Origin of the sequence: Pseudomonas kurunegalensis (assembly GCF_030291635.1) — a bacterium.
Lineage (GTDB): Bacteria > Pseudomonadota > Gammaproteobacteria > Pseudomonadales > Pseudomonadaceae > Aquipseudomonas > Aquipseudomonas monteilii.
The window spans coordinates 1,147,909-1,174,592 of the sequence record NZ_CP127871.1 but is presented as its reverse complement, the minus strand read 5'-3'; the positions used below and the strand labels follow the sequence as shown (position 1 = coordinate 1,174,592).

Here is a 26,684-nt window from a genome sequence, read left to right as displayed (position 1 = left end):
CCCCGCTGCCAGAAAAATCGCTGAGGGCAAATACTTAGTTCAGCCATTTGAAAACTATCGACCAGGAGACACAAATAGTTAATATGGCGACACGGATTATTCGGAAGCAGAAAGTTAGACTTGGCACCTGCAGAAACATCAGTACCTGGATTCAGTAAAAACAACGCTTCACGCCAGCCCGAACAGTCAAGAAGACCGAGAATAACTGTACGCAAGGACTACCGATTAAGATTGTCGCATCCTGCAAAGACGCTGCTTTGCAGGATGCGGCGACATGCGCATCAACATTGATGTTGGATGGGCATTGCCGTTGCAGGCTCAGGAACGCCAGACAGCTCCGAGAGGAGACCGACTCACGCTGTAGCCTCGCGATGGCGACTCAGGTCGACAGCCATATCGGTATCGCCTTCGCAACCGAACAAGCGTAACTCTGGAAGCTCGACGCGAATTAATGGCAGAACGTTCTGTGCAAAGGCGTAACCGTTACAAATGTCAAAGTAAAGGCTACCGCTCCATCCGCCCGGAGGGTTGGCCAGCAGCACATCAGCGAACTGGCGCGGAGTGAAGTCGGTCAAGTTCACGTCTTCTTCACCGAACGCCTGAGGGGAGCCGTGCGCGGTGATGACCAGGACGTCGCCGTTGCGCAGGCGCCCGAGTGTCTGCGGCAGAGCGGCGCGGCGGCAACCGCTGTAGCGATAGTCGGCGGGAAAGTTACGCGCAGCTTCGGTCACCTGGCTGTCATCACGGCACCAGCAAAGCAGGGTTGTACTCATCGTATTGCTCCTTGCATGAGGTTGCGAATATTGAGGGAAGTTGCTTTCACGTTATTGTCCGCTGACGGGACTGGCACCGCCGCGCCCTCCTGCGGCTCATTACGCAGGAAAAACGTATAACCATGATCAATTCACCAGTAACCACTTTGCCCGCTCCAGGTACGCAGTACGCTCGATAAGGCCGTTGACACCACCATTGATTTTTCGCGTGACCTTTTCCACGTTGTCGGCATCGGCCAAATCATTCAGGTTGTTTTTCTTCCAGAACCAACCTGCGACGTCTACGGCCAGACCTCGGTCGGTACTCACCAGCTCGGGCGCATCACGGCTCTCGAAGTCCCGGTGGCAGGCAAGCCCATACTGGCGATAGTTGGCGCGGCCTGTAAGTTGAATCAGGCCTCTACCCTTGAACCTTGCGCCGTCACCTTTTTGTGTGTTGCCAAGGGCAGTACGCCATTCGTAGGCGGCGCCTGAAGCGAGCTCCTCGGTGTAAAGGAGGCACCCGCTTTCGTGGGCGATCTGCGCCAGGAAATGCGCAATACGCAGTGGTGTATCGATCGCGTAGCGTGCGAGTACATCGAGTATCGGCTGGTAGAATTCGGCAACCCGCGAAGCGCTGGCAGTGGTCATGATGATGCGCATCTTTTCCACCGTAAGCCCTGGTGGCAACCCTCTGCGCAACGCCACCATGGTCTGGTCGCCGGGTGCCACCAGCGCTCGCGGTACAACCCCCGCACCCTGCTGAAAGTGCTTCAAGGCCCCGCGAGAAGCGCTACCCCACAACCCATCGGTGGCAAGGCCGCAGGCTTCGCCGTGTTTGCCACTGTTGAGCTTGAGTACAAACTGAAGGCTGCGTACATCTGCTGGCAGATTCTTGCCGCCGTCACCAACTGTATTGCTGATGCACATGGTTTGCTCCTTGCAGCAGGTACACGCATCCCGTCAGACGCCCGAAAAGGTGCCCTGCATCAGTTCATTCAGAGGATTTAGCTCAGGAAGCGGGCTTGTCGTTAATTGCCCGGAGGATCGAGGTCTATGGTGTAGAGGGGGTTCACGTCGTTGGGCCTGAACAATTCAAGGATGACGCTGCCATCGCGCCCGTTGCTTCTGCGCAAAGAACCATCCATCAGTGAGATGCAACGCCCTTTTGGCGGTCCCTGCAGCGAATAGATAACGACTTTCGCCTCCTTTGTAGCCTGCACCTTGACAAACTTGGTCGTGAGGGAGCAGACCCAGCTCCCCTCGAAACGAATCGAGCCCGGTTTGTTCGACGGCGTGGCGTCAGGGAGTGATAGTTTGACCCGGATATCCCTATTTTTGTCGAGGATGGTCCCCTCGAAACTTTCATCGGCCACAGCCGGCAAAAGGGTTACCGTCAACAACATGCAGGCAAACAGCGACACGCAATTTTTCATTTTGACTGTCCTTGTCCAATAATCGTCTAGAGCCACAGCGTCAGAAAGCGGTTCGCCAGCTCGATAATGGCCATCGCCACATCGAGCCTGGCCATCCCGAGTACCACCAGAGCGAAAAATAGAACAGCGCTCAAACCATAAAACACCCGCCTTGATAACAGCATGCGTTCTGGCCCTTCATTTTCTGGCTTGATGATGTCTCGCAACGTCTTCCCCTCCTGCTCCGTCAGGGTCAACAACATCGAGCGATCAGTGTGCTTCTTCATCACCATGGCCTCTGTAATGCCCAAGCAGACTGCCGTCCAAGCGAACACTGATGACCTCGGCACCATTGCCAGGGACCTCGACACACAGAACGTGAACGGTCGCCGCTGCCCTTGCTACACCGCCGATCCGCAGTGCCAGCGCCCCGGATGCAAGCGGCTCCACGGTGGCGGCCAGGACCACCTCCATACCTGCTACGTACGTACCAGGCCACAGCCGGTTGGCGGCCTCCTGCGCTTTATGCAGTTCATTGCCCAACGCCCGGACGAACTCATCCAATCGGGTCATGACTGCTGTCCTTCGTCATCAGGCAGCCAATAGGGCTTACGCGCAAAGCCCAGGTGATAGATCAACGCTTGCAACACAACTTGATGCTCACCAATGTTGAGCAACGTGAAATTCTTTTCGATGCCGACAATCCGACCCTTGGGGGTGTCGGTCAGGCAACGATTAAGCAGTGCAGCTTGCGCCTGCACCACTGCTTCGGAAGTCAGCTTTTCCGGATCGGTACTGCCAACCACAATGCGCTTTACATATCCCACATCCGTTAGGTCGAACATCCTGGTCTCCTTTCCAGAAAAGCCTGACAACCAGCACTGGGTTAATCCCCTGTAGCTGCTAGCGAGGCTGGCTTACGCCGCCTGGGTGATCGCCTTTGGCGCAACGGACTGAGCGATCAGGTCGAGCACCCGGGCCAGCCCTTCGGGCATGCCATCGTCAGCGGCATGTACCTCGACGTGATACTTGGCCGACTGGTCGCTTGATCGCGTGTTTTCCTTGTGGGAAGACACCGAGCCCGAGATGTTCACCTTGGCGCTGAACGGCCCCCATCCCACCTTCGCCTCAGCCGACATCGCAGCCTGGGAGTCGCTGGACTCGCGGGATTGCTCAGAGCTTTTCACTTCCATGTCAAAGCTGATGTCGACTTTGTTGATGGACAGGTTCGGCACCTTGACCACGGCCAGAAGCGGTACTTCCAGTTCAACCGTTTCCATCGGGCTTACTCCGCCCGTACCTGGGTTGGTTTGTGAAGGCCGATCGAAACGGAACATCACGGTTCGCACACCACCAACCGCGTTGGGGTCGTCGTCGGTAGCAGGCGGCAAAAAGCCGACAACCTTGATGAAGTCCGCAGTGGCATTGGCCAAGCGCACTTGGGCATCGCAAGCGGCGGTCAGCGGGCCACCGATCAGATCGCCCATGGGAAGGCCACGGAATTGGTCACCCATCGAGAAGTTAGCCATAAGTCATCTCCTTGTACTCAGATCAATTTGTCCAGGTTTTGAAGCAGCCGAGCCATTCCCTCAGACGAGGGTTGGGTTTCGACTCTGAGGGTGACGCGCGCAAGAGGCCCGCCTTCCCCAGTACGGCGAGCGTCGAGGTCGACGCTCAAAGGCTTGTTGGATTCAGTCGGCCATGGGGAGTTGTCACTGCCTGCGTCGGGCTGCACACCTTGCACCGCAAGCGATGCACCACTTTCATCAGCGTTGAGGCCAACTTCGAAGGATATTTCCATGTCCTTTACAGCGAGCAACCGCGAACCTACAAGGGAAAGCAGCGGCACGCACACCACGCGCTCCTCCCCTTCCATTGCATCAGGGGAAGTAGAGGGCAACCGGACCTCGACACTGACTGGCCGATTATCCTCATCGAAATACTGGCGCACCGTGGAGACCTGGAAGCGTTGGATCTTGTCCTGTGCTTCAGCGACGGCCCCGGCGATACTCTGGATTAGCAGGTGCAGAGATTGGTTCGCCACACGAAACGCTCCTTGTCAGATGTCAGTGCCAATGCAAGATGCTGCACCTGGCAACGCCACGTATTGATGGGTTGATTGACGAGTCGAGGTTATGCCCATGCCCAGGGCAAAGTCTGTGGGCCAGCGTCTCAAAAACCTGGATGTCCGTCCCAAAAGGCGGCAATGGCTGTAAACGACCACTGAAGGGTTAACTGCTGGTCAATTCCCGCACCCAATCCGCCAGCGCTGGCGCACCACCCGCTTTCGATGTCACGTGTGAAAAACCCGACAGTTCCCCACGCTGTAGTGCGGCTTTCGTGGCCCGCGGCGATAAGCCGAAAGCTTGGCGAAAGAGGCGACTGAAGTGTGCCTCATCGGCAAACCCATGATCGTAGGCAAGGTCCGCTATTCGCCGGACGGCGTTGGCCGGGTCGCAAAGTGCGAACAAGCAGCGGCGCAAGCGACGGCGAAGAAGGTATTGGCGCACACCGCCAAATTTTTCAAACGCTCGATAAAGTTGACTGCGTGAAACACCCAGTTCCTTGGCAAGCACACCGGGCGAAAGGTCTTCACGCTGCAGATTTTGTTCGATGTAAAGCCGTACTCTGCGGCCAAGGTCGACAGGCCCAGTGCGTGACGCAGCCGCTGCATGGGCCGCTACCTGGCCCAGACAGGCGGCAACCATGCCCAGTATGGGCAGGGTTAGCCTGAAGGCCTCACCCCTCGAAAGCCTGGGCACCGCAAGCTCCAGTGATGAAAACAGTTGCGCCAACAGCACGCCGGATGCGCTCTCCCGGCGCAACACCAACCCATGCAGTTGGCCCATGTCGTACAACAGGGGGGGCAGTGCTGTGCGCGGAATCAACAGGCTGATGCCCTCGCCCGCCGCCATGGAAAAGCCCGCCGGTTGAGACAGATCAAGCACCACCACATCCCGTGGGCGCACCCTTAAGCCATTGCCGCAAACCAGCCCTTTGTGCAACGGAAGGTGAAGCAGGTAATGATCCAGGTCACACCATTTCAAACGGACACCGTCGCGACAGTAGCGGGCGCCGCCCACGTCTCCCTTGCAAAACAGAAAACGATTGAAATGGTAAACAGCTAATGAAGCCGAAAAGTCGTTGCGATCAACAGCAGTGGCGTCAAACAGAACCTCGATAGTTTGCCGCCAAACCGCAAAGCCTTGATGACTGGAAGTACGCAACGTTGCACTGTGGAAACTCGAAATCGCTGCATCATCCTGTCCTTCGTTGGCGCTAAAACCCTTAGCAGAATAAAACTCCATCGTACCGACCCTTCCTTAGTTGAGTCGGTAAATCTCTTAGAAGGAGGAAAGGCAACATGCCACTAATTTGGCATTGTGTTTCCACAGATAACATCCAAATTACATCGTTTCCGCCTGGCCGACACTTAGGTTTCACAGCAGATTGCCGGCAATGAGGCCGCCGCAGGCAGACGTGTATCGATATAAATACATCGTAACGATATCGATACATAGGCATTCGACTGAGGCTGCGCAAGGGTTTGATCCCCAAACCCTTTTTCATGCACAACCTTCTGTAGCGTTTTCGTTCCAAACAAACAAGCAGCCATCCCGCAAAAATCAATAAAGCATTGTTTTTAAAGGATTTTCTTTGATTGGCCGCATTATTGCTAAGGGAAAGCAACCCCAAGAGCGCGGAGCCACCGCGCCCAACGCCCTGCTTCCCGAGGATTCCCCATGAGCGAGTTGCGTTTCACTGAAGATCACGAATGGCTGCGCGTCGAAGCCGATGGCAGCGTCACCGTGGGCATCACCGCCTACGCCCAGAACGCCCTTGGCGATGTGGTTTTCGTGCAACTGCCAGAGTTGCAGCCGTATGAGAAAGGCAGCGAAGCGTCCACCGTCGAGTCGGTAAAAGCCGCCAGCGGTGTCTATATGCCCCTGACCGGTGAAGTGGTCGAGGTCAACGGCCAGCTCGAAGACAGCCCGGAACTGGTCAACGAAGACCCGATGGGCGAAGGCTGGTTCTTCCGCTTCATCCCTGCCGACGCCAGCGCCGTAACCGCCCTGCTCGACCAGGACGCCTACGACCGCCTGCTCAAAGCCAACGACGACGCCTGAGGACCCCCGCCATGACCATCAACCTCGGCACCGCCAACGAGTTCATCGCCCGCCACATCGGCCCGCGCGCCGCTGACGAGCAGGCCATGCTCGCCGCTCTGGGCTTCGACTCGCTGGAAGCCATGACCGCTGCGGTCATCCCCGATAGCATCAAGGGCACCAGCGTGCTCGGTTCGCACGACGGCCAGAGCGAAGCCGATGCACTGGCCGCACTCAAGGCCATCGCCGGCAAGAACCAACTGTTCAAGAGCTACATCGGCCAGGGCTACTACAACACCCACACCCCGGCACCGATCCTGCGCAACCTGCTGGAAAACCCGGCCTGGTACACCGCCTACACCCCATACCAGCCAGAAATTTCCCAAGGCCGCCTGGAAGCGCTGCTGAACTTCCAGACCCTGATCAGCGACCTCACCGGCCTGCCGATCGCCAACGCCTCCCTGCTCGACGAAGCCACTGCGGCGGCCGAGGCCATGACGTTCTGCAAACGCCTGTCGAAGAACAAGGCCAGCCACGCCTTCTTCGCCTCCGTGCACTGCCACCCGCAAACCCTCGACGTGCTGCGCACCCGTGCCGAGCCGCTGGGTATCGAGGTCGTGATCGGCGATGAGCGCGAACTGGGCGATGTCAGCGCCTTCTTCGGCGCCCTGCTGCAATACCCTGCCAGCAACGGTGACGTGTTCGACTACCGTGACGTGGTACAGCGCTTCCACGCCGCCAACGCCTTGGTTGCCGTGGCCGCCGACCTGCTGGCCCTGACCCTGCTGACCCCGCCGGGCGAGTTCGATGCCGACGTGGCCATCGGCAGCGCTCAGCGCTTCGGCGTGCCACTGGGCTTTGGTGGCCCGCACGCGGCTTACTTCGCCACCCGCGACGCCTTCAAGCGCGACATGCCGGGCCGCCTGGTCGGCGTATCGATCGACCGCTTCGGCAAGACCGCCCTGCGCCTGGCCATGCAAACCCGCGAGCAGCATATCCGCCGCGAAAAGGCCACCAGCAACATCTGCACCGCCCAGGTGCTGCTGGCCAACATTGCCAGCATGTTCGCCGTGTACCACGGCCCGGCCGGCCTCAAGCGCATTGCCGAGCGCACCCACGCCCTGACCGCGATCCTGGCCGCCGGCCTGAAAGCGTTGGGCGTGCAGGTAGTGGGCACCAGCGCCTTCGACACCCTGACTCTGGCCACCGGCACTGCAACCGCCAGCCTGCATGACAAGGCCCGCGCCCAAGGCATCAACCTGCGCCAGATCGACGCCACCCACCTGGGCCTGTCGCTGGACGAAACCAGCAGCCAGGCTGACGTCGAGTCGCTGTGGCAATTGTTCGCTGGCGACCAGGCTCAACCAGACTTCGCCGCGCTGGCCGCCAGCACCGGTTCGCTGCTGCCTACCGCCCTGCTGCGCCAGTCGGCGATCCTCGAGCACCCGGTGTTCAACCGCTACCACAGCGAAACCGAGCTGATGCGCTACCTGCGCCGCCTGGCCGACAAGGACCTGGCGCTGGACCGCAGCATGATTCCGCTGGGCTCGTGCACCATGAAACTGAACGCTGCCAGCGAGATGATCCCGGTCACCTGGGCCGAGTTCGGCAACCTGCACCCGTTCGCCCCGGCCGAGCAGAGCCAGGGCTACCTGCAGATGACCACCGAGCTGGAAGCCATGCTGTGCGCCGCCACTGGCTATGACGCCGTATCGCTGCAGCCCAACGCAGGTTCCCAAGGCGAGTACGCAGGCCTGCTGGCCATCCGTGCCTACCACCGCAGCCGTGGCGAAAGCCACCGCGACATCTGCCTGATCCCGTCGTCGGCCCACGGCACCAACCCTGCGACCGCCCACATGGCCGGCATGCGCGTGGTGGTTACCGCTTGTGACGCCCGCGGCAACGTCGACGTAGAAGACCTGCGCGCCAAGGCCATCGAGCACCGCGAGCGCCTGGCGGCGATCATGATCACCTACCCGTCGACCCACGGCGTGTTCGAGGAAGCGATCGGCGAAATCTGCGCGATCATCCACGACAACGGTGGCCAGGTGTACATCGACGGCGCCAACATGAACGCCATGGTCGGCCTGTGCGCCCCGGGCAAGTTCGGCGGCGACGTGTCTCACCTGAACCTGCACAAGACCTTCTGCATTCCGCACGGCGGTGGCGGCCCGGGCGTTGGCCCGATTGGCGTCAAGTCGCACCTGGCGCCGTTCCTGCCTGGCCACGCGCAGCTTGAAAACACCGAAGGGGCCGTATGCGCCGCGCCGTTCGGCAGCGCCAGCATCCTGCCGATCACCTGGATGTACATCCGCATGATGGGCGGTGCCGGCCTCAAGCGTGCCTCGCAGATGGCAATTCTCAACGCCAACTACATCGCCCGCCGCCTGGAAGAGCACTATCCTGTTCTGTATACCGGCGGCAATGGCCTGGTGGCCCACGAGTGCATCCTCGACCTGCGCCCGCTGAAGGACACCAGCGGCATCAGCGTCGATGACGTGGCCAAGCGCCTGATCGACTTTGGCTTCCACGCCCCGACCATGTCCTTCCCGGTGGCGGGCACGCTGATGATCGAGCCGACCGAAAGCGAGTCCAAGGAAGAACTGGACCGCTTCTGCAACGCGATGATCCAGATCCGCGAAGAAATCCGTGCGGTCGAAAACGGTAGCCTGGACAAGGACGACAACCCGCTGAAAAACGCCCCGCACACCGCGGCCGAGCTGGTTGGCGAATGGGCCCACGGCTACAGCCGCGAGCAGGCGGTTTACCCGCTGCCAAGCCTGGTGGAAGCCAAGTACTGGCCGCCGGTGGGCCGGGTCGACAACGTGTTTGGCGACCGCAACCTGGTGTGCGCTTGCCCGTCGATCGAGAGCTATCAGGACGCCTGATAGCTTTCGGGCCCGCTCCCTGAGTTGAGGTGTGGGCCTCTGTGGGAGCGGGTTTACCCGCGAACGCGATGGTGGCGTCACCGCCGCATTCGCGGGTAAACCCGCTCCCACAGGGTTCACCGTCCGTCCTGAAACCCTGGCAGGAGGTCACCATGTCTTTGAGCGTCTTCGACCTGTTCAAGATCGGCATCGGCCCCTCCAGTTCGCACACGGTCGGCCCGATGCGCGCCGCCGCGCGGTTCGCCGAAGGGCTGCGCCGTGACGGCCTGCTCGCCCGCACGGCCAGCGTCAAGGCCGAGCTGTATGGCTCGCTGGGCGCCACCGGCAAGGGCCACGGCAGTGACAAGGCTGTGCTGCTGGGCCTTGAAGGCGAACACCCGGACATTATCGACACCGAAAGCATCCCCGCCCGCCTGCAGGCCATCCGCGACAGTGGCCACATCAACCTGCTGGGCGAGCACAGCATTGCGTTCATTGAAAAACAGCATTTGGCAATGATCCGCAAGCCGCTGGACTACCATCCCAACGGCATGATCTTTCGCGCGTTCGACGACGCCGGCCTGCAAATCCGCAGCCGCGAGTATTACTCGGTGGGCGGCGGTTTCGTGGTCGACGAGGACGCCGCCGGCCACGACCGCATCGTCGAGGACAGCACCGTGCTGCCCTACCCGTTCAAGACCGCCAAGGAGCTGCTCGGCCATTGCACCACGCAAAACCTGTCGATAAGCCAAGTGATGCTGGCCAACGAGGCCGCCTGGCGCCCAGAGGCAGAAACCCGCGCCGGGCTGCTGCGCATCTGGCAGGTGATGCAGGATTGCGTCGAAGCAGGCTGCCAGCATGAAGGCATATTGCCGGGCGGGCTCAAGGTCAAGCGGCGGGCGCCCGCGTTGTATCGCCAACTGAGCCGCCACCCGGAAGCCAGCCTGCGCGATGCCCTGTCGGTGCTCGACTGGGTCAACCTCTACGCCTTGGCCGTGAACGAAGAAAACGCCTACGGCGGGCGCGTGGTCACCGCACCCACCAATGGGGCGGCAGGTATCGTCCCGGCAGTGTTGCACTACTACATGCGCTTCGTGCCGGGCGCCAGCGAGGACGGGGTGGTGCGTTTTCTGCTCACCGCTGCGGCCATTGGCATCCTGTACAAGGAAAACGCCTCCATCTCTGGCGCGGAAGTGGGCTGCCAGGGCGAGGTCGGCGTGGCCTGTTCGATGGCTGCCGGTGCGTTATGCGAGGTGATGGGTGGCAGCGTGCAGCAGGTGGAGAACGCTGCAGAAATCGGTATGGAACATAACCTGGGCCTGACCTGCGACCCGATCGGCGGGCTGGTCCAGGTGCCGTGCATCGAGCGCAATGCCATGGGCTCGGTGAAGGCAATCAACGCGGTGCGCATGGCCTTGCGCGGCGACGGGCAACATTACGTGTCGCTCGACAAGGTCATCCGCACGATGCGCCAGACCGGCGCCGACATGAAAAGCAAATACAAAGAGACCGCCCGTGGCGGCCTGGCCGTCAACATCATCGAATGTTGACCCGACAACAACACCAAGGAGTCACCGATGTCCGAAACACTGCTCAAGACCCCACTGCACGCCCTGCACCTGGAACTGGGTGCCCGCATGGTGCCGTTCGCCGGCTACGACATGCCGGTGCAGTACCCGCTGGGCGTGCTCAAGGAACACTTGCACACCCGCGAGCAGGCCGGCCTGTTCGACGTTTCGCACATGGGCCAGATCATCCTGCGCGGCGCTGATGCCGCCAAGGCCCTGGAAAGCCTGGTACCCGTGGACATCATCGACCTCCCGGCAGGCATGCAGCGCTATGCCATGTTCACCAACGAGCAGGGCGGCATCCTCGACGACCTGATGGTGGCCAACCTGGGTGACGACACGCTGTTCCTGGTGGTCAACGCCGCCTGCAAGGACCAGGACTTGGCCCACCTGCAAAAACACATCGGCAACCGTTGCGACGTGCAGCCGCTGTTCGAGCAACGTGCCCTGCTGGCCCTGCAAGGCCCGGCTGCGGTCAAGGTGCTGGAGCGCCTGGCCCCGGAAGTGGCCGGCATGACCTTCATGCAGTTCCGCCCGGTGAAGCTGCTGGGCGAAGACTGCTTCGTCAGCCGCTCGGGCTACACCGGCGAAGATGGCTACGAAGTCTCGGTCCCGGCAAGCGCTGCAGATGCCCTCGCCCGCCGTCTGCTGGCCGAGCCGGAAGTACAGCCGATTGGCCTGGGCGCTCGCGACTCGCTTCGCCTGGAAGCCGGCCTGTGCCTGTATGGCCACGACATGAATACCGAGACCACCCCGGTCGAGGCCAGCCTGCTGTGGGCCATTTCCAAAGTGCGCCGTGCCGACGGTGCACGTGCTGCCGGGTTCCCGGGTGCCGAGGCCATCTATGCCCAGCAGCGCGATGGCGTGGCACGCAAACGCGTCGGGCTGCTACCGCAAGAACGTACACCTGTTCGTGAAGGTGCGGACATTGTCGATGCAAACGATAAACCCGTAGGTAAAGTCTGCAGCGGCGGCTTTGGCCCGACACTCGGTGCACCTGTAGCAATGGGTTATATCGATAGTGAACATGCTGCAGTCGACACCCCGCTGTTTGCCGTGGTGCGGGGCAAGAAGGTTGCCTTGAAAGTCAGCAAAATGCCTTTCGTAGCGCAACGTTACTACCGTGGTTGAAACGGCTTTGTGAAGGTTACGGGCAGGCTCGACATATTCGTTTTCGAACCTGCCCAATAACTTTTGAACATGGCGCCAGGCCAGGCGCCATGCCGTTTCCGTCAAATCGGTCGGTTATCGGCAAACGGCTGATTTTCCATACGACCAAGGGCTTGTTTTTCGCTCGGGAGTTGGCGTAGAGTCACTGCACTGTGTTTGCATGGGTCGCAACAGTTCGTGACCTGGGCCAGTAGCCGAGATTTGCTACAACCCGTTCGACGTCTCTTACTTTCCTGCAACCCAGCCCAGTAATCTTTCGCTTACAAACAAGTGCGAAAGAAACTGTCATCAAAATTTAAGCTTCATAGGAAATAAGACAATGGCTGAGCGTCAGAACGGTACCGTCAAGTGGTTCAATGACGAAAAAGGTTACGGCTTCATCACCCCAGAAAGCGGTCCGGATCTGTTCGTGCACTTCCGCGCTATCGAAGGCAACGGCTTCAAGAGCCTGAAAGAAGGCCAGAAGGTTACCTTCGAAGCAGTCCAGGGCCAGAAAGGCATGCAGGCTGACAAAGTTCAGGTCGCCGGCTAAGCCGAACCCGACTTCGAGAAAAGCCCCTGCCAAGTGCAGGGGCTTTTTTTTGCCCGTAGAATAGCGGCTTCGTCTTCTGGAGCCGTCCTGCATGTCCAAGCCTCTGCTCACCCCTCAGGGAGATTTTCCACCGGTCGGACTGGGCCGGCGCCTGGCGGCGATGTTCTATGACTTTTTACTGTGCACGGCCCTGCTGATCGTGACCGCTGGCGCCTACAAAATGATCCAGATGGCGATCATCGGCGAAGCACGCATGCGCGAGCTGACCGAGGCGGGGGCACTGGATGGCGACCCACTGCTGTCAACAGTGCTGCTGTTCGCCCTGTTCGGCTTCTTTGCCAAGTTCTGGACCCATGGCGGGCAGACGCTGGGCATGCAGGTATGGGGCGTGCGAGTGCAGAACGCCGATGGTTCGGCCATCAGCCTGTGGCAGGCGCTGTTGCGCTTTGTGGTCTCGATTGCCTCGTGGCTGTGCCTGGGGCTGGGTTTCTTCTGGGTGTTGATCGACAAGCGCAAGCGGGGCTGGCATGACATCTATTCGGAGAGCCAGCTGGTGCGGGTGCCGAAGCAGAAGAAATGAGCACAGGTTAACACCCATGAAAAAGCCGACCCTGAGGTCGGCTTTCTTGTGCAGCTCAGGCCATCAACCCGCCCGGCGCAACAACCACACACCGGCCAAGGCACAGATGCCTGCCGGGATCACCACCGCCAGCAGCGGCGGGAAGCCGAACACCTGGCTAGAAGGCCCCAACAAGTCCTGACCGATGCGGAACACGAAGCCCACCAGCACACCGGTGAACACGCGCTGCCCGAGGGTTACCGAGCGCAGCGGGCCGAAGATGAAGGAAATTGCCATCAGCACCAGTGCCGCAGTCACCATCGGCTGCAGTACCTTGGTCCAGAACGCCAGCCAGTAGCGGGCATTGTTCAAACCTTGGTCAGACAGGTAGTGGATGTAGTCCCACAGCCCGGTAATCGACAGCGATTCCGGCGCCAGGATCACGGTATTGAGCAGTTCTGGCGTGAGCGAAACGTCCCAGCGCTCTTGCGGCGCGCTGACGACTTCGGTGTGGTCACCACGGAAATAGGTGGTGCGCACGTCGGCGAGCAGCCAGTGGTCGTTCTGATACTGGGCACGGCGGGCGAAGCTCGACGTGACGATCTTGCGCTCGTTGTCGAAGCGGTAACGGGTCACCCCCAGCAGCAAGCCGTTAGGCTGCACGGCGTTGATGTGCACGTACTCTTCACCCTGACGGTGCCACATACCGCGCTTGGAGCTTTGCGCCTCACCACCGCCCTGGGCCAGGGAGCGGTCGGCCTGGGCCTTGTTCTCGGTCACCGGTGCCACGTATTCACCGATCAGCAGGCCGACCAGCATCAGCACCAGCATCGGCTTCATCACCGCCCAGACGATACGGCCGATGGAAACACCGGCCGCACGCATGATGGTCAGCTCGCTGCTGCTGGCCAGGCTGCCCAGGCCGATCAGGCAGCCGATCAGTGCCGCCATCGGCAGCATTTCGTACAGCCGCCGCGGTGCGGTGAGCAGGACGAAGTTGCCCGCTTCCATCACCGTATAGGTGTCACTCAGGTCGCTCATCTCATCGATGAAGGCGAACAGCGAGGCCAAGCCGAGGATGATACCCAGCACGGCCAGGATGGCCAGCAGCACGCTCTGGCCGATGTAGCGGTCAAGCTTAGCCATGGGCCACCTCCGCACGACGGGCGGCGCGTTTGAGGCGCAGCGGCTCCCAGTAAATCAGCCCCAGGCCGATCAGCAGGAACAGGCCGTGGACCCACCACATGCCCAGGCCGATCGGAAGTTTGCCCTTCTCGAGAGCGCCGCGAACGGAAATCAGCATTGTCAGGTAGGCCATGTACAGAAGAATTGCCGGCAGCAGCTTGAGGAAGCGGCCCTGGCGTGGGTTGACCCGGGACAGCGGCACCGCCAGCAGTGTGACGACGAATACCAGGATCGGCAGCGACAGCCGCCATTGCAGTTCGGCGCGCTCACGCAGGCCCTTCTTGCCGATCAACTCGGAGGTAGGGATGGCTTCACGTTCGGTGACCTCCTCGCTGACTTCCGGCTTGGGCAGCAGCACGCCATAGGTGTCGTACTTGATGGCGCGGTAGTCGGCCTGGCCCGGGTTACCGTCGTAGCGGTAACCGTTTTCCAGCACCAGATAGCGGTTGCCGTCGGCCTGGATTTCCTGATGGCCCTTTTCAGCGACCAGCACCGATGGGGCGCGGTCCTTGGTCTTGTCCTGATTGAAGCGCTTCTCGGAAATGAACACCCCGGCCAGGTTGATGCGGTCATCCGACAGCTGCTCGGTGTAGGTTACCCGCGAGCCGTCACGCAACGTCTGGAAGCGGCCCGGCACCAGGGTGTCGAACTCGGTCAGCGCGTCTTGCTGGGCGATGATCTGCTGCACCTGGGCCACGCCCAGCGGTGCCAGGCTCAAGCTCAGCCAGGCCACCAGCAGGGCGACCAGGGCGGCCGGCGCCATGGTCATGCCCAGCAGGCGCTGCTGGCTCATGCCGGTTGCGGACAGCACGGTCATCTCGCTTTCCAGGTACAGGCGCCCGTAAGCCAGGAGAATGCCAAGGAACAGCCCCAGCGGCAGGATCAACTGCAGGAAACCCGGCAACCGGAAGCCCATGATCAGGAACAGCACGCCCGGGTCGAGCACGCCCTGGGCAGCCTGGGCCAGGTACTTGATGAAGCGCCCGCTCATGATGATCACCAGCAGCACAGCGCTGACGGCGCTCAAGGTCACCAGGACCTCGCGGGACAGATAACGAAAGACGATCAAACCAGACACTCCTGGGTTGTCAGGGCGGACTGCCATGCAATGGCGCCAAACAATGACTTAGTACATCCAAGACCAATGCCGGTTCGCCAAAGGCGAACCTCCATGTAAAGTGCGCGCATTATCCTGTGATTGACCGCCCCTGTCACTTGGCCGCGCATGAACGCGCATAACGGGGTTGTCAGCACGCTTGCCGCAGGCTCAAACTGGCAGCTTTTCCGCTGGCGCGCGACTAAGCGGCCAGGCCCGTCCAGAGCGCTGGCACACACAGCGCCATTCGTATCGATCATTCGGGGATCCTGACATGGAACTGGTTGTAAAAAGCGTAGCTGCTGCATCCGTAAAAACCGCCACACTGGTCATTCCGGTAGGTGAAAACCGCAAGCTCGGTGCTGTGGCCAAGGCTGTCGACCTGGCCAGCGAGGGTGCCATCAGCGCCGTGCTCAAGCGCGGCGACCTGGCCGGCAAGCCGGGCCAGACCCTGCTGCTGCAGAACCTTGCGGGCCTGAAGGCCGAGCGCGTGCTGCTGGTAGGCAGTGGCAAGGATGAAGCCCTGGGCGACCGCGCCTGGCGCAAGCTGGTTACCAGCGTGGCCGGCGTACTCAAGGGCCTGAACGGTGCCGATGCAGTGCTGGCGCTGGACGATGTGGCGGTCAGCAACCGCGACGCCCATTACGGTAAATACCGCCTGCTGGCCGAAACCCTGCTCGACGGCGAATACGTCTTCGACCGTTTCAAGAGCCAGAAGGCCGAGCCGCGCGCCCTGAAGAAGGTCACCCTGTTGGCCGACAAGGCCGGCCAGGCCGAAGTCGAGCGGGCGGTCAAACACGCCAGCGCCATCGCCACCGGCATGGCTTTCACCCGCGACCTGGGCAACCTGCCGCCTAACCTCTGCCACCCAAGTTTCCTGGCCGAGCAGGCCAAGGACCTGGGCAAGGCGCACAAGGCGCTGAAGGTCGAGGTGCTGGACGAGAAGAAGATCAAGGACCTGGGCATGGGTGCGTTCTATGCCGTGGGCCAGGGCAGCGACCAGCCTCCACGCCTGATCGTGCTGAATTACCAGGGCGGCAAAAAGGCCGACAAGCCATTCGTGCTGGTCGGTAAAGGCATCACCTTCGACACCGGCGGCATCAGCCTCAAGCCAGGTGCCGGCATGGACGAAATGAAGTACGACATGTGCGGCGCCGCCAGCGTGTTCGGCACCCTGCGTGCCGTGCTCGAACTGCAGCTGCCAATCAACCTCGTGTGCCTGCTGGCCTGCGCCGAAAACATGCCGAGCGGCGGTGCCACCCGCCCAGGTGACATCGTCACCACCATGAGCGGCCAGACCGTGGAAATTCTCAACACCGACGCCGAAGGCCGCCTGGTGCTGTGCGACACCCTGACCTACGCCGAGCGCTTCAAGCCGCAGGCGGTGATCGACATCGCCACCCTGACTGGCGCCTGCATCGTCGCCCTGGGCAGCCACACCTCCGGCCTGATGGGCAACAACGACGACCTGGTGGGCCAGTTGCTCGACGCCGGCAAGCGCGCCGACGACCGTGCCTGGCAGCTGCCGCTGTTCGACGAATACCAGGAGCAGCTGGACAGCCCGTTCGCCGACATGGGCAACATCGGTGGGCCGAAGGCCGGCACCATCACCGCGGGTTGCTTCCTGTCGCGCTTCGCCAAGGCCTACAACTGGGCGCACATGGACATCGCCGGTACCGCCTGGATCAGTGGCGGCAAGGACAAAGGCGCCACCGGCCGCCCAGTGCCTCTGCTGACCCAGTACCTGCTGGACCGCGCTGGCGCGTGACGCCGTGAGGCCGGTGGCGCCTTGTGCGCCACTGGCCGGCGATTCTCACCATGAGCAAAGTCGACTTCTACATCTTGCCCACCGACTCGCTGTCGGCGCGGCTCGATTTCGCCTGCAAGCTGTGCGAAAAGGCCTGGCGCCTCGGCCACCGGGTCTACCTGCACTGCCAGGACGCGGAACAGCGCAGCGAGCTGGACCAACGCTTGTGGCGCTTCAAGGGCGAGGCGTTCGTGCCCCACGACCTGGCCGAGGTGCATGCCGATGCCGGCGTGGCGTTGGGCTTGGCAGACAGCGCGGGCGAGCACCGCGACTTGCTGATCAACCTGGGCGCCAGCGTGCCGGGCTTTGTCGGCCAGTTCGAGCGGGTGGCCGAAATCGTGGTCGAGGAGCCTGGCATCCGCCAATCGGCCCGAGAGCGATTCCGTTTCTACCGTGAACAGGGCTATGCTCTGCAAGACCACCGCTTACAGCGACTTTGACGACGATGGACAAGCCCTCCCCTTTGCCCGACTCCGCCCATCTGCTCGATGACCTCGAGTCGATCCGCCAGCTGCTTGGCGACGCCGACCTGCAACCGCCGCTGCTGACCGAAACGGTGGAGCAGATTCCGTTACTGCTGGAAGAGCCTGCCGGCAACCCGGCACCGGTTGCCGAACCGGTGGCTGCCGAACCCGAGGACGACCCGCAAACCCGCCGCCAGGACACCCTGCTGCACCTGGAGAGCGAGCTGCGTGCGGCGGCGCAGATGATCATGCAGGACGTGATCAACGACTTCACCCCGCACATCGAGAACGAGATCAAGCGCCGGCTGGATGCGCGGATCGAGCGGTTGATCAAGCGTTCGGAGTAAGCCTGAATTTCGGCGGTGCCTGCTTCGCGGGTAAACCCGCTCCCACAGGATTTGCGCAAGCTGTTGGCGCTGCACCGTACCTGTGGGAGCGGGTTTACCCGCGAAGAGGCCGCTCCTGCCCTGCCAGATAGCAGCAGCTTGTCGCCTGCGGCCCCCACCTTGGTTATACTTCCCGGCTTTCCCGAATAAATGCACAGGGTCCCGCCGCGCATGGATAAGACCTACCAGCCGCACGCCATCGAAACTTCCTGGTACAACACCTGGGAGTCCGAGAACTATTTCGCCCCACAAGGTGCAGGCGAGTCCTACACCATCATGATCCCGCCGCCGAACGTGACCGGCAGCCTGCACATGGGCCATGGGTTCAACAACGCGATCATGGACGCCCTGATCCGTTTCCGCCGCATGCAAGGCCGCGACACCCTGTGGCAGCCAGGCACCGACCACGCCGGTATCGCCACGCAGATGCTGGTCGAGCGCCAGCTCGAAGCCAAAGGCCAGAACCGTCATGACCTGGGCCGCGAGAAGTTCCTGGAAAAGGTCTGGGAATGGAAGGACCAGTCCGGTGGCAACATCAGCCGCCAGATCCGCCGCCTGGGCTCTTCGGTAGACTGGAGCCGCGAGCGCTTCACCATGGACGACGGCCTCTCCGAAGCCGTTAAAGAAGCGTTCGTGCGCCTGCATGAAGACGGCCTTATCTACCGTGGCAAGCGCCTGGTCAACTGGGATACCAAGCTGCACACGGCCATCTCGGACCTTGAAGTGGAAAACCACGACGAGAAAGGCCACCTGTGGAACCTGCGCTACCCGCTGGCCGACGGCGCCAAGACCGCCGAAGGCAACGACTACCTGGTGGTTGCCACCACCCGTCCGGAAACCCTGCTGGGTGACGCGGCCGTTGCGGTTAACCCGAACGACGAACGTTACCAGGCACTGATCGGCAAGTTCGTCGAACTGCCACTGGTAGGCCGCCGCATCCCGATCATCGCCGACGACTACTGCGACCCAGCGTTCGGTACCGGCTGCGTGAAGATCACCCCGGCTCACGACTTCAACGACTACGAAGTCGGCAAGCGCCACAACCTGCCGCTGCTGAACATCTTCGACAAGAACGCCTTCGTGCTGGCCAGCGCCCAGGCCTTCAACCTCGACGGCAGCGTCAACGAGCAGGTTGATACCAAACTGCCAGCCCAATACGCCAACCTCGACCGCTTCGTCGCGCGCAAGCAGATCGTTGCCGACCTGGATGCCCAGGGCCTGCTGGTGAGCATCGACGACCACGCCCTGAAGGTGCCGAAAGGCGACCGTTCGGGCACCGTGATCGAGCCGTGGCTGACCGACCAGTGGTACGTCTCCACCAAGCCGCTGGCAGAACCTGCCATCGCCGCCGTGGAAGATGGCCGTATCCAGTTCGTGCCCAAGCAGTACGAAAACATGTACTTCTCCTGGATGCGTGACATCCAGGACTGGTGCATCAGCCGCCAGCTGTGGTGGGGCCACCGCATCCCGGCGTGGTACAACGAGGCCGGTCAGGTCTACGTTGGCCGCGACGAGGCAGAGGTGCGCGCCAAGCACAACCTCGGCGCCGACGTGGTCCTGCGCCAGGACGACGACGTGCTCGACACCTGGTTCAGCTCGGGCCTGTGGACCTTCTCCACCCTGGGCTGGCCGGAGCAGACCGAGTTCCTCAAGAAGTTCCACTCCACCGATGTGCTGGTAACCGGCTTCGACATCATCTTCTTCTGGGTTGCGCGCATGATCATGCTGACCATGCACCTGATCAAGAACGAGGACGGCACCCCGCAAGTACCGTTCAAGACCGTTTACGTACACGGTCTGGTACGTGACGGCCAGGGCCAGAAGATGTCCAAGTCCAAGGGCAACGTGCTGGACCCGCTGGACATCGTCGACGGCATCACACTCGACGCCCTGCTGGAAAAACGCACCAGCGGCATGATGCAGCCCAAGCTGGCCGAGAAGATCGCCAAGCAGACCAAGGCCGAGTTCCCTGAAGGTATCGCCAGCTACGGCACCGACGCCCTGCGTTTCACCTTCTGCTCGCTGGCCTCTACGGGCCGCGACATCAAGTTCGACATGGGCCGCGTCGAAGGCTACCGCAACTTCTGCAACAAGATCTGGAACGCCGCCCGCTACGTGCTGGACAAGGGCGAGGACTGTGGCCAGAACGGCGAAGCTTACGAATTGTCGCTGGCTGACCGCTGGATCATCTCGCAGCTGCAGCGCACCGAAGCCGAAGTGACCCGCCAGCTGGAGCAGTTCCGCTTCGACCTGGCTAGCCAGGCGCTGTACGAGTTCATCTGGAACCAGTACTGCGACTGGTACCTGGAGCTGTCCAAGCCGGTACTGTGGGACGAAAACGCCCCGGTCGAGCGCGCCCGTGGCACCCGCCGCACCCTGGTGCGCGTGCTGGAAGTGGCGCTGCGCCTGGCGCACCCGTTCATGCCGTTCATTACCGAAGAAATCTGGCAGCGCATCGCGCCGCTGGCCGGTATCGAAGGCAAGACCATCATGCTGCAGCCGTGGCCGGTGGCCAATGAAGCCCGCATCGATGCCGCCGCTGAAGGTGACATCGAGTGGCTCAAGGAATTGATGGTCGGCCTGCGCAACATCCGCGCCGAAATGAACATCGGCCCAGGCAAGCCGCTGCCGCTGTTCCTGAAGAACGCCAACGCCGACGACCAGCGCCGCCTGCTGGAAAACGAAGCGCTGCTGAAGAAGCTGGCCAAGGTCGAGTCGTTCACCGTGCTGGGCGATGCCGATGAAGCGCCGCTGTCGGCCACCGCCCTGGTCGGTGACCTGCAAGTGCTGGTGCCAATGGCCGGCCTGATCGACAAGGATGCCGAGCTGGCGCGCCTGAACAAGGAAATCCAGCGCCTGCAAGGCGAAGTGGCACGCGTGGGTGGCAAGCTGTCCAACGCCGCCTTCGTCGACAAGGCTCCGCCTGCGGTGATCGAGAAGGAACGTGCCAAGCTGGCCGAGTCTGAACAGGCCCTGGCCAACTTCACCGAGCAGCATGCGCGCATCGCTGCGCTGTAAACCTCGGTAAATTCATCGCGGGCAAGCCCGCTCCTACAGGTCAACGTAGGAGCGGGCTTGCCCGCGATGCTTTTCAGGACCCTCCCATGATCCAGAAACCCTCCCTGCACCCGCGCAACCGCCACAAGGGCCGCTACGACTTCCCTAGCCTGATCAAGGCCCACCCGGACCTTGCCCGCTTCACCATCACCAATCCCCACGGCAAACCGAGCATCGACTTCGCCAACCCTGAAGCCGTGCGAGTGTTCAACCGTGCCCTGCTCAAGGCCCAGTACGGCATCCAGCACTGGGATATCCCTGCCGACTACCTGTGCCCGCCCATCCCCGGCCGCGCCGACTACATTCACGTGGCCGCCGATCTGCTGGCCGAAGACAACGCCGGCGAGGTGCCAAAGGGTGCCAAGGTGCATGCACTGGATATCGGTGTGGGTGCCAACTGCATCTACCCACTGCTTGGGCACAGCGACTACCGCTGGCGCTTCCTGGGCTCGGACATCGACCCCGTGGCCCTGGCATCGGCCAAGGCCATCGTGCAGGCCAATGGGCTGGGCAAGGCCATCACCCTGCGCCAACAGGCCAACCGCACGCACATCCTCAGCGGCCTGCTGCAGGATGAAGAACGCTTCGACCTGACCCTGTGCAACCCGCCCTTCCATGCCTCACGCGAAGAAGCCACCCGTGGCAGCCAGCGCAAGTGGAAGAACCTGGGCAAACAAGACCCCAAGCGCAAGCTGCCTGTGCTCAACTTCGGTGGCCAGAACAATGAACTGTGGTGCGAGGGCGGCGAAATCCGCTTTGTCACCCAACTGGTCAGCGAGAGCGTGCAATACGCCGAGCGTGTGCTGTGGTTCACCAGCCTGGTGTCCAAGGCCAGTAACTTGCCGGGCATCGAGACCGCACTGAAGAAGGCAGGCGCCAAGGCCTTACGCATCACCGAAATGGGCCAGGGACAGAAACAGAGCCGCATGGTCGCCTGGAGCTTCCTTGACGATGCCACGCGCCAGGCCTGGCACGCCCAGCGTAAATCACAGGCATGAAAAAACCGCGCCCGGGCAAGCCGGGCGCGGTTTCGTCAACACGTCAACAATTACTTGTTGATGGCGTCGGTCAGCACTTTGGCTGGAACGAACTTGACGACTTTCTTGGCAGCGATTTCGATGGCAGCGCCAGTCGAAGGGTTGCGGCCGGTACGGGCAGGACGCTCGGAGACTTTCAGCTTGCCGATGCCTGGCAGGGTGATTTCAGCGCCGTTTTCCAGTTGGTCGGCAACGATCTGGCCCAGTTGCTCCAGAGCGTTCTTGGCGGTGGCTTTTGGCGCGGCGATCGATTCGGCGATGTCGGCAATCAGTTGGTCTTTGGTCAATGCCATGGTGGTGTTCCTTCCCTATCAAATTCGATGGTTATGCAGCGAACTACGACGTTATCGGGCCAGCCCCTGAAAGTGGAGGGCCGCGCCAATCGCGTATGTAGATACGTAAATCGGCGTTTGGTTCGACACGACGACAGCACGCTGCCAGCAATGCGCCACACGAGGGGCACAAGACCGCGCAAAACTACCACAGGAGCAGATAAATATCCGCTGCGCACTTCGATTTAATGCAGGTTTTTCGGGGGTTTTAGCTTAAAACGCACAAAATTGAACAAAAAACGAACAACCGACATATCTGCCAACATACGGCCACTGCATCACCTTGTGTCTAGGGTAAACTTGGCAACTTTTGCAGCTCGCCGAGAATCCCATGCCAATCCGTCATTGCATCGTTCACCTGATCGACAAAAAGCCTGATGGCAGCCCCGCGGTGCTGCATGCTCGCGACTCCGAACTGGCCGCCTCCGATGCCATCGAGAACCTGCTGGCCGACCTCAATGACAGCTATAACGCCAAGCAAGGCAAAGCCTGGGGCTTTTTCCACGGTGAGTCGGGCGCCTACCCACTCAGCGGCTGGCTGAAGCAGTACCTGGACGAAGAAAAAGACTTTACCGCCTTCAGCCGCACTGCCGTGGAACACCTGCAGAAGCTGATGGAAGAGTCCAACCTGTCCACGGGCGGCCATATCCTGTTCGCCCATTACCAGCAAGGCATGACCGAATATCTGGCCATTGCCCTGCTGCACCACAGCGAAGGGGTAGCGGTGAACGCCGAACTCGACGTGATGCCTTCGCGCCACCTCGACCTTGGCCAGTTGCACCTGGCGGCACGCATCAACCTGTCGGAGTGGAAGAACAACCAGAACTCCAAGCAGTACATCTCGTTCATCAAGGGCAAGAACGGCAAGAAAGTTTCGGATTACTTCCGCGACTTCATCGGCTGCCAGGAGGGTGTAGACGGCCCAGGCGAAACCCGTACCCTGCTCAAAGCCTTCAGTGACTTCGTCGAGAGCGAAGACCTGCCGGAAGAGTCCGCCCGCGAAAAGACCCAGACCCTGGTCGAGTACGCCACCACCCAGACTAAACTGGGCGAGCCGGTAACGCTGGAAGAGCTGTCCAGCCTGATCGACGAAGATCGGCCCAAAGCGTTCTACGACCACATCCGCAACAAGGACTATGGCCTGTCGCCAGAAATCCCGGCGGACAAGCGCACCCTCAACCAGTTCCGCCGCTTCACCGGGCGTGCCGAGGGGCTGTCGATCAGCTTCGAGGCACACTTGCTGGGCGACAAAGTGGAGTATGACGAGGCGGCAGGTACCCTGATCATCAAGGGGCTGCCGACAACGCTGGTCGATCAGTTGAAGCGGCGCAAGGACTAATCCCCTCAAAGCCGGTATAGGAGGCCACCAGCGCCTCCTTTGCCGATTTGCGCAGCCGCTTTACCAGCCGCTCCTGGCGCAAAGCCTCGCCTTTATCCGGCCATTGCTCCACATACACCAGCGCCTGGGCCGGGCTGGTCTTGAAGTAGCGGGCGCCCTGCCCCTTCTGGTGCGCCGCAAAACGCCGCTGAGGGTCATCGCTGATGCCGCAGTACAGCGAGCCGTTGGCGGCCCTTACCAGATAGACATACCAGGGTTTGCCAACAACGGATTCGACGGTTTCACTCACCTTGGGCCTGCTGGAATGCGCGCAATCCCTTGAATGCCTGCAAGCGAACCTTGTTCTGCACCAGCGGCGACCAGCCCAGCAATACGCCAGGCATACCCAAGGCCTGCCGCGACCAGCGCCACAGGTCGAAGGTGTCGTCATGCTGGCAGATCAGCCCATCACGAATGACAAACCGCGCCTGGATGTCGTTGACCACAACACGGTCGGTCTGGGTGAACAGGTAGGTGGCCACCCAGTGCGCGCCGCCACTGCGCTCATCGGCGCGGACGCTGTCGAACGTCAGGGTAAAGTTCTTGGCGCGGCGGGTAAGCATACGCCACATATCACCTGCATCCTTGCCGCGCAAGGTGCCGAAAACCGGGTCGCTGAAAACAATATCGTCGCTGTAGCAGGCCACCATGGCCTCGGCATCCAGGCGCTGGAAGGCCTGGTAGAAGCGGGTGATCAGGTCGCGGTTGGCGTCGCTCATGGGGCAGGTCCGTCCTGGGGTCGAAACCAGCACGATAATCTGCCCCGATGGCTTATGCCAGTACCGGCCTCTTCGCGGGTAAACCCGCTCCCACACGATCACCACAGATTCAAAATGTGTGCGATCTCTGTGGGAGCGGGTTCACCCGCGAAAGGGCCAGTTCTGCCACCGCCAGCCTCAGACTTTTTCGCTGGTCACCTGCACATGCAACGCCCGCCCAGCCCCCAACCCGAACACGATGGCACCAATCCCCAGCACGGCAAAAATCCAGCCCAGCGCCGCCCAGCCCCCGGTCAGGTCATGCACCAGCCCCACGGCAAACGGCCCCATCGACGCCAGGGTGTAACCCACGCCCTGCGCCATGCTCGACAGGTTCGCTGCCACATGGGCGTCTTTCGAACGCAGCACAATCAGGGTCAGCGCCAGGGCAAAAGTACCGCCCTGCCCCAGGCCCAGCACCACGGCCCATCCCCACAGCCCCGAAACGGGCGCATACAGGCAACCGAACAGGCCCGCCAGGGTAATCAACATGACCAGCACGATCGCCAGGCGCTGGTCCTTGCCACGGGTGGCCAGCCAGGGCGCGCTCAGCGAGCTAATCAACTGCACGATCACCGACCCCGACAGCACCAGCCCAGCCTCGGTCGGGCTCAGGCCACGGCCTATCAGGATCGATGGCAACCAGCCGAACACGATGTAAGCCAGCGACGACTGCAAGCCCATGTACAAGGTAACCTGCCAGGCCAGCGGATCGCGCCACAGGCCCCGCACCCGGTAGGCCACCTTGTGCAGGCCATGCCCCTGGCGGGCCTGCGGCAGCCACACCAGCATGGCCAGCAAGGCCGGCAGCACCCAGAAGCCCAGCCCAAGAGCCCAGCTACCGCCGAAATGCTGGGCCAACGGTACGGTAGCCCCCGCCGCCATGGCGGCGCCCAGGCACAACGCCATGGTGTACACGCCGGTCAGCGTGCCAGCGTGCTGCGGGAAGTCGCGCTTGACGATACCCGGCAGCAGCACACCGATAATGCCAATGCTCGCCCCCGCCATCAGGCTGCCGAGGAACACGCCAACGGGGCCGAAGGCGCTTCGCACCCCGATACCCAGCGCCAGCGTGACAAGAATGCCGAGGATCACCCGCTCACTGCCAAAACGCCGCGCCAGCACGGGTGCCAGCGGGGCGAACAGCCCCAGGCACAGCACCGGCAAGGTGGTCAGCAAGCCGGCCTGCGAGGCACTCAGCCCCAGCCCTTCAGACACAAGCCCCAGCACCGGCGCCATGCTCGACAACGCCGGGCGCAGGTTCAAGGCCACCAGCACCAGGCCCAGCAGCAACAGCCAGGGCCGCCGCAACACCACAGGCTGCTGCTGCACCTGCTCGTCGTCAGCCTCGGCATCGATCAGCAGCTCATCGAGGTCCCGCTCGTTCGGCGGGGTATTGCGGGTGATGGATTCAGCCATGGCCTTCTCGGTGTCAGGATTCGATGAGGGTGCGGCTCAGGCGCTTGGCCCGCTCCGCGTCGCGTTGTTCGATGGCTTCGAGGATCTGGCCGTGCAGGTCGAACGTGGCCTGGCAGCGCGGGACAGTCGCCATGTTGCGTTGCAGCGCGGCAGCCACCACCCCGGAAAAGTAGCGATACAGCTCGCTTAACGCCGGGTTGTGGGCGGCATCGACCAACCGCTGGTGGAACACCAGGTCGCAGGCCACATAAGCATCGACATCCCCGTGAAAGTGCCCGGCGCTGCTGGCCAGCGCATCGCGTAGCGCCTGCAGATCGGCATCGGTACGGCGCAGCGCCGCCAAGCCGATGGCTTCGGCTTCGAGGATGTGACGGGTTTCCCGGGCCTGCTCCGCGGTGCAGCGAGACATCGCCTGCACCGCCAGCAGCGGGTCCTGGGCCGTGCGCAGGTAGCTACCGTCACCTTGGCGAATTTCCACCAGGCCACTGAACGCCAGCACACGCATGGCTTCGCGCACGGTATTGCGGCTGATGCCCAGTTGCAGGGCCAACTCCGGCTCGGTAGGCAGTCGCTGGCCGACCTGCCAGTCGCCCAGCACGATGCGCTCACGCATGCGATCCACAGCAAGCTCAACCAGGGAACGTTTGGTCAGCTCTGTATTCATTGCACTCAACCAATCATCCGATGAATTTGCACAAGCTTACTGGAGGCCGGTCTACGCCGCAAACCACCTGACATTTCTGCCAGTTGTGAACAAACCCCGTTGTTGCAACGCTCGCGGTGTACTTTCAAGGGC

General features: G+C 61.6%; 28 protein-coding genes. 12 read left to right on the top strand and 16 right to left on the bottom strand.

The window, feature by feature from the left end; translation table 11 throughout:
* Nucleotides 1–353: 353 nt before the first annotated feature.
* The 9 genes from QQ992_RS05250 to QQ992_RS05210 form a co-directional block, all read right to left on the bottom strand.
* Complete coding sequence (locus QQ992_RS05250) at nt 354–773, bottom strand: hypothetical protein (RefSeq protein WP_286112485.1); 420 nt, start codon at nt 771–773, stop codon at nt 354–356.
* A 126-nt stretch (nt 774–899) separates the two neighbouring features.
* Nucleotides 900–1,682 carry a glycoside hydrolase family 19 protein gene (locus QQ992_RS05245; protein WP_286112484.1) on the bottom strand — a complete coding sequence of 261 codons (783 nt, stop codon included), beginning with the start codon at nt 1,680–1,682 and terminating at the stop codon, nt 900–902.
* Between the two features lie 101 nt (nt 1,683–1,783).
* On the bottom strand, nt 1,784–2,188 hold the full coding sequence (locus QQ992_RS05240) for a hypothetical protein (protein WP_286112483.1): 405 nt from the start codon (nt 2,186–2,188) through the stop codon (nt 1,784–1,786).
* A 26-nt stretch (nt 2,189–2,214) separates the two neighbouring features.
* Complete coding sequence (locus tag QQ992_RS05235) at nt 2,215–2,454, bottom strand: hypothetical protein (protein WP_286112481.1); 240 nt, start codon at nt 2,452–2,454, stop codon at nt 2,215–2,217.
* On the bottom strand, nt 2,438–2,740 hold the full coding sequence (locus tag QQ992_RS05230) for a hypothetical protein (protein ID WP_286112480.1): 303 nt from the start codon (nt 2,738–2,740) through the stop codon (nt 2,438–2,440). Before QQ992_RS05230 ends, QQ992_RS05235 begins: the two co-directional genes overlap by 17 nt.
* Nucleotides 2,737–3,012 (bottom strand): hypothetical protein, encoded by a 276-nt coding sequence (locus tag QQ992_RS05225; RefSeq protein WP_286112478.1) that lies wholly within the window; start codon nt 3,010–3,012, stop codon nt 2,737–2,739. The genes QQ992_RS05230 and QQ992_RS05225 overlap by 4 nt, the downstream gene beginning before the upstream one ends.
* A gap of 72 nt (nt 3,013–3,084) precedes the next feature.
* Complete coding sequence (locus QQ992_RS05220; RefSeq protein ID WP_286112476.1) at nt 3,085–3,696, bottom strand: DUF2589 domain-containing protein; 612 nt, start codon at nt 3,694–3,696, stop codon at nt 3,085–3,087.
* Between the two features lie 17 nt (nt 3,697–3,713).
* A complete protein-coding gene (locus QQ992_RS05215) occupies nt 3,714–4,211 on the bottom strand; it encodes a DUF2589 domain-containing protein (protein ID WP_286112475.1) in 498 nt (165 codons plus the stop codon).
* 187 nt (nt 4,212–4,398) lie between these two features.
* Entirely contained in the window at nt 4,399–5,475 is a 1,077-nt protein-coding gene (locus QQ992_RS05210; RefSeq protein WP_286112474.1) for a helix-turn-helix domain-containing protein, read from the bottom strand.
* Between the two features lie 435 nt (nt 5,476–5,910).
* Between QQ992_RS05210 and gcvH the strand changes: the two genes are divergently transcribed.
* The 6 genes from gcvH to QQ992_RS05180 all read left to right on the top strand — a co-directional run bounded on the left by gcvH (nt 5,911) and on the right by QQ992_RS05180 (nt 12,990).
* Nucleotides 5,911–6,294, top strand: a complete 384-nt coding sequence (gene gcvH, locus QQ992_RS05205; protein WP_016713109.1) for a glycine cleavage system protein GcvH — start codon at nt 5,911–5,913, stop codon at nt 6,292–6,294.
* A gap of 11 nt (nt 6,295–6,305) precedes the next feature.
* Nucleotides 6,306–9,161 carry an aminomethyl-transferring glycine dehydrogenase gene (gene gcvP, locus QQ992_RS05200; protein ID WP_286112473.1) on the top strand — a complete coding sequence of 952 codons (2,856 nt, stop codon included), beginning with the start codon at nt 6,306–6,308 and terminating at the stop codon, nt 9,159–9,161.
* A 152-nt stretch (nt 9,162–9,313) separates the two neighbouring features.
* Complete coding sequence (locus QQ992_RS05195) at nt 9,314–10,690, top strand: L-serine ammonia-lyase (RefSeq protein WP_286112472.1); 1,377 nt, start codon at nt 9,314–9,316, stop codon at nt 10,688–10,690.
* A gap of 27 nt (nt 10,691–10,717) precedes the next feature.
* Nucleotides 10,718–11,839 carry a glycine cleavage system aminomethyltransferase GcvT gene (gene gcvT, locus QQ992_RS05190; RefSeq protein ID WP_286112471.1) on the top strand — a complete coding sequence of 374 codons (1,122 nt, stop codon included), beginning with the start codon at nt 10,718–10,720 and terminating at the stop codon, nt 11,837–11,839.
* Nucleotides 11,840–12,197: 358 nt separating this feature from the next.
* Nucleotides 12,198–12,410, top strand: coding sequence for a cold-shock protein (locus QQ992_RS05185; RefSeq protein WP_003257941.1), 213 nt, complete (start codon nt 12,198–12,200; stop codon nt 12,408–12,410).
* Between the two features lie 91 nt (nt 12,411–12,501).
* Entirely contained in the window at nt 12,502–12,990 is a 489-nt protein-coding gene (locus tag QQ992_RS05180) for an RDD family protein (RefSeq protein ID WP_009687037.1), read from the top strand.
* Between the two features lie 63 nt (nt 12,991–13,053).
* Here the strand turns inward: QQ992_RS05180 and lptG are convergent, their stop codons facing one another.
* Together lptG and lptF are read right to left on the bottom strand one after the other, a co-directional pair.
* Complete coding sequence (gene lptG / locus QQ992_RS05175) at nt 13,054–14,115, bottom strand: LPS export ABC transporter permease LptG (protein WP_016713114.1); 1,062 nt, start codon at nt 14,113–14,115, stop codon at nt 13,054–13,056.
* Nucleotides 14,108–15,223: an LPS export ABC transporter permease LptF gene (gene lptF, locus QQ992_RS05170; RefSeq protein ID WP_286112469.1), complete on the bottom strand. Its 1,116-nt coding sequence runs from the start codon at nt 15,221–15,223 to the stop codon at nt 14,108–14,110. The genes lptG and lptF overlap by 8 nt, the downstream gene beginning before the upstream one ends.
* Before the next feature lie 301 nt (nt 15,224–15,524).
* On the opposite strand from lptF, the gene QQ992_RS05165 reads away from it, so the two are divergent.
* The 5 genes from QQ992_RS05165 (at nt 15,525) to rlmF (ending at nt 21,962) form a co-directional block, all read left to right on the top strand.
* Complete coding sequence (locus tag QQ992_RS05165; RefSeq protein ID WP_286112468.1) at nt 15,525–17,018, top strand: leucyl aminopeptidase; 1,494 nt, start codon at nt 15,525–15,527, stop codon at nt 17,016–17,018.
* Between the two features lie 50 nt (nt 17,019–17,068).
* Entirely contained in the window at nt 17,069–17,497 is a 429-nt protein-coding gene (locus QQ992_RS05160; RefSeq protein ID WP_019098191.1) for a DNA polymerase III subunit chi, read from the top strand.
* A gap of 5 nt (nt 17,498–17,502) precedes the next feature.
* Nucleotides 17,503–17,868, top strand: a complete 366-nt coding sequence (locus tag QQ992_RS05155) for a DNA polymerase III subunit chi (RefSeq protein WP_105946916.1) — start codon at nt 17,503–17,505, stop codon at nt 17,866–17,868.
* A gap of 210 nt (nt 17,869–18,078) precedes the next feature.
* Nucleotides 18,079–20,925 (top strand): valine--tRNA ligase, encoded by a 2,847-nt coding sequence (locus QQ992_RS05150; RefSeq protein ID WP_286112467.1) that lies wholly within the window; start codon nt 18,079–18,081, stop codon nt 20,923–20,925.
* Between the two features lie 86 nt (nt 20,926–21,011).
* Entirely contained in the window at nt 21,012–21,962 is a 951-nt protein-coding gene (gene rlmF, locus QQ992_RS05145; RefSeq protein WP_286112466.1) for a 23S rRNA (adenine(1618)-N(6))-methyltransferase RlmF, read from the top strand.
* A 50-nt stretch (nt 21,963–22,012) separates the two neighbouring features.
* Here rlmF and QQ992_RS05140 read toward each other — a convergent pair whose 3' ends face one another.
* Complete coding sequence (locus QQ992_RS05140) at nt 22,013–22,294, bottom strand: HU family DNA-binding protein (RefSeq protein WP_003255106.1); 282 nt, start codon at nt 22,292–22,294, stop codon at nt 22,013–22,015.
* 370 nt (nt 22,295–22,664) lie between these two features.
* On the opposite strand from QQ992_RS05140, the gene yejK reads away from it, so the two are divergent.
* Nucleotides 22,665–23,672: a nucleoid-associated protein YejK gene (gene yejK / locus QQ992_RS05135; protein WP_286112464.1), complete on the top strand. Its 1,008-nt coding sequence runs from the start codon at nt 22,665–22,667 to the stop codon at nt 23,670–23,672.
* Here the strand turns inward: yejK and QQ992_RS05130 are convergent.
* The 4 genes from QQ992_RS05130 to QQ992_RS05115 form a co-directional block, all read right to left on the bottom strand.
* Complete coding sequence (locus QQ992_RS05130; protein WP_286112463.1) at nt 23,620–23,961, bottom strand: GIY-YIG nuclease family protein; 342 nt, start codon at nt 23,959–23,961, stop codon at nt 23,620–23,622. The genes yejK and QQ992_RS05130 overlap by 53 nt on opposite strands.
* Nucleotides 23,954–24,430, bottom strand: a complete 477-nt coding sequence (locus QQ992_RS05125; RefSeq protein ID WP_016713123.1) for a nuclear transport factor 2 family protein — start codon at nt 24,428–24,430, stop codon at nt 23,954–23,956. The genes QQ992_RS05130 and QQ992_RS05125 overlap by 8 nt, the downstream gene beginning before the upstream one ends.
* A 177-nt stretch (nt 24,431–24,607) precedes the next feature.
* Nucleotides 24,608–25,888: a CynX/NimT family MFS transporter gene (locus QQ992_RS05120; protein WP_286112462.1), complete on the bottom strand. Its 1,281-nt coding sequence runs from the start codon at nt 25,886–25,888 to the stop codon at nt 24,608–24,610.
* A 13-nt stretch (nt 25,889–25,901) separates the two neighbouring features.
* On the bottom strand, nt 25,902–26,552 hold the full coding sequence (locus QQ992_RS05115) for a FadR/GntR family transcriptional regulator (protein WP_286112460.1): 651 nt from the start codon (nt 26,550–26,552) through the stop codon (nt 25,902–25,904).
* Nucleotides 26,553–26,684: the final 132 nt, after the last annotated feature.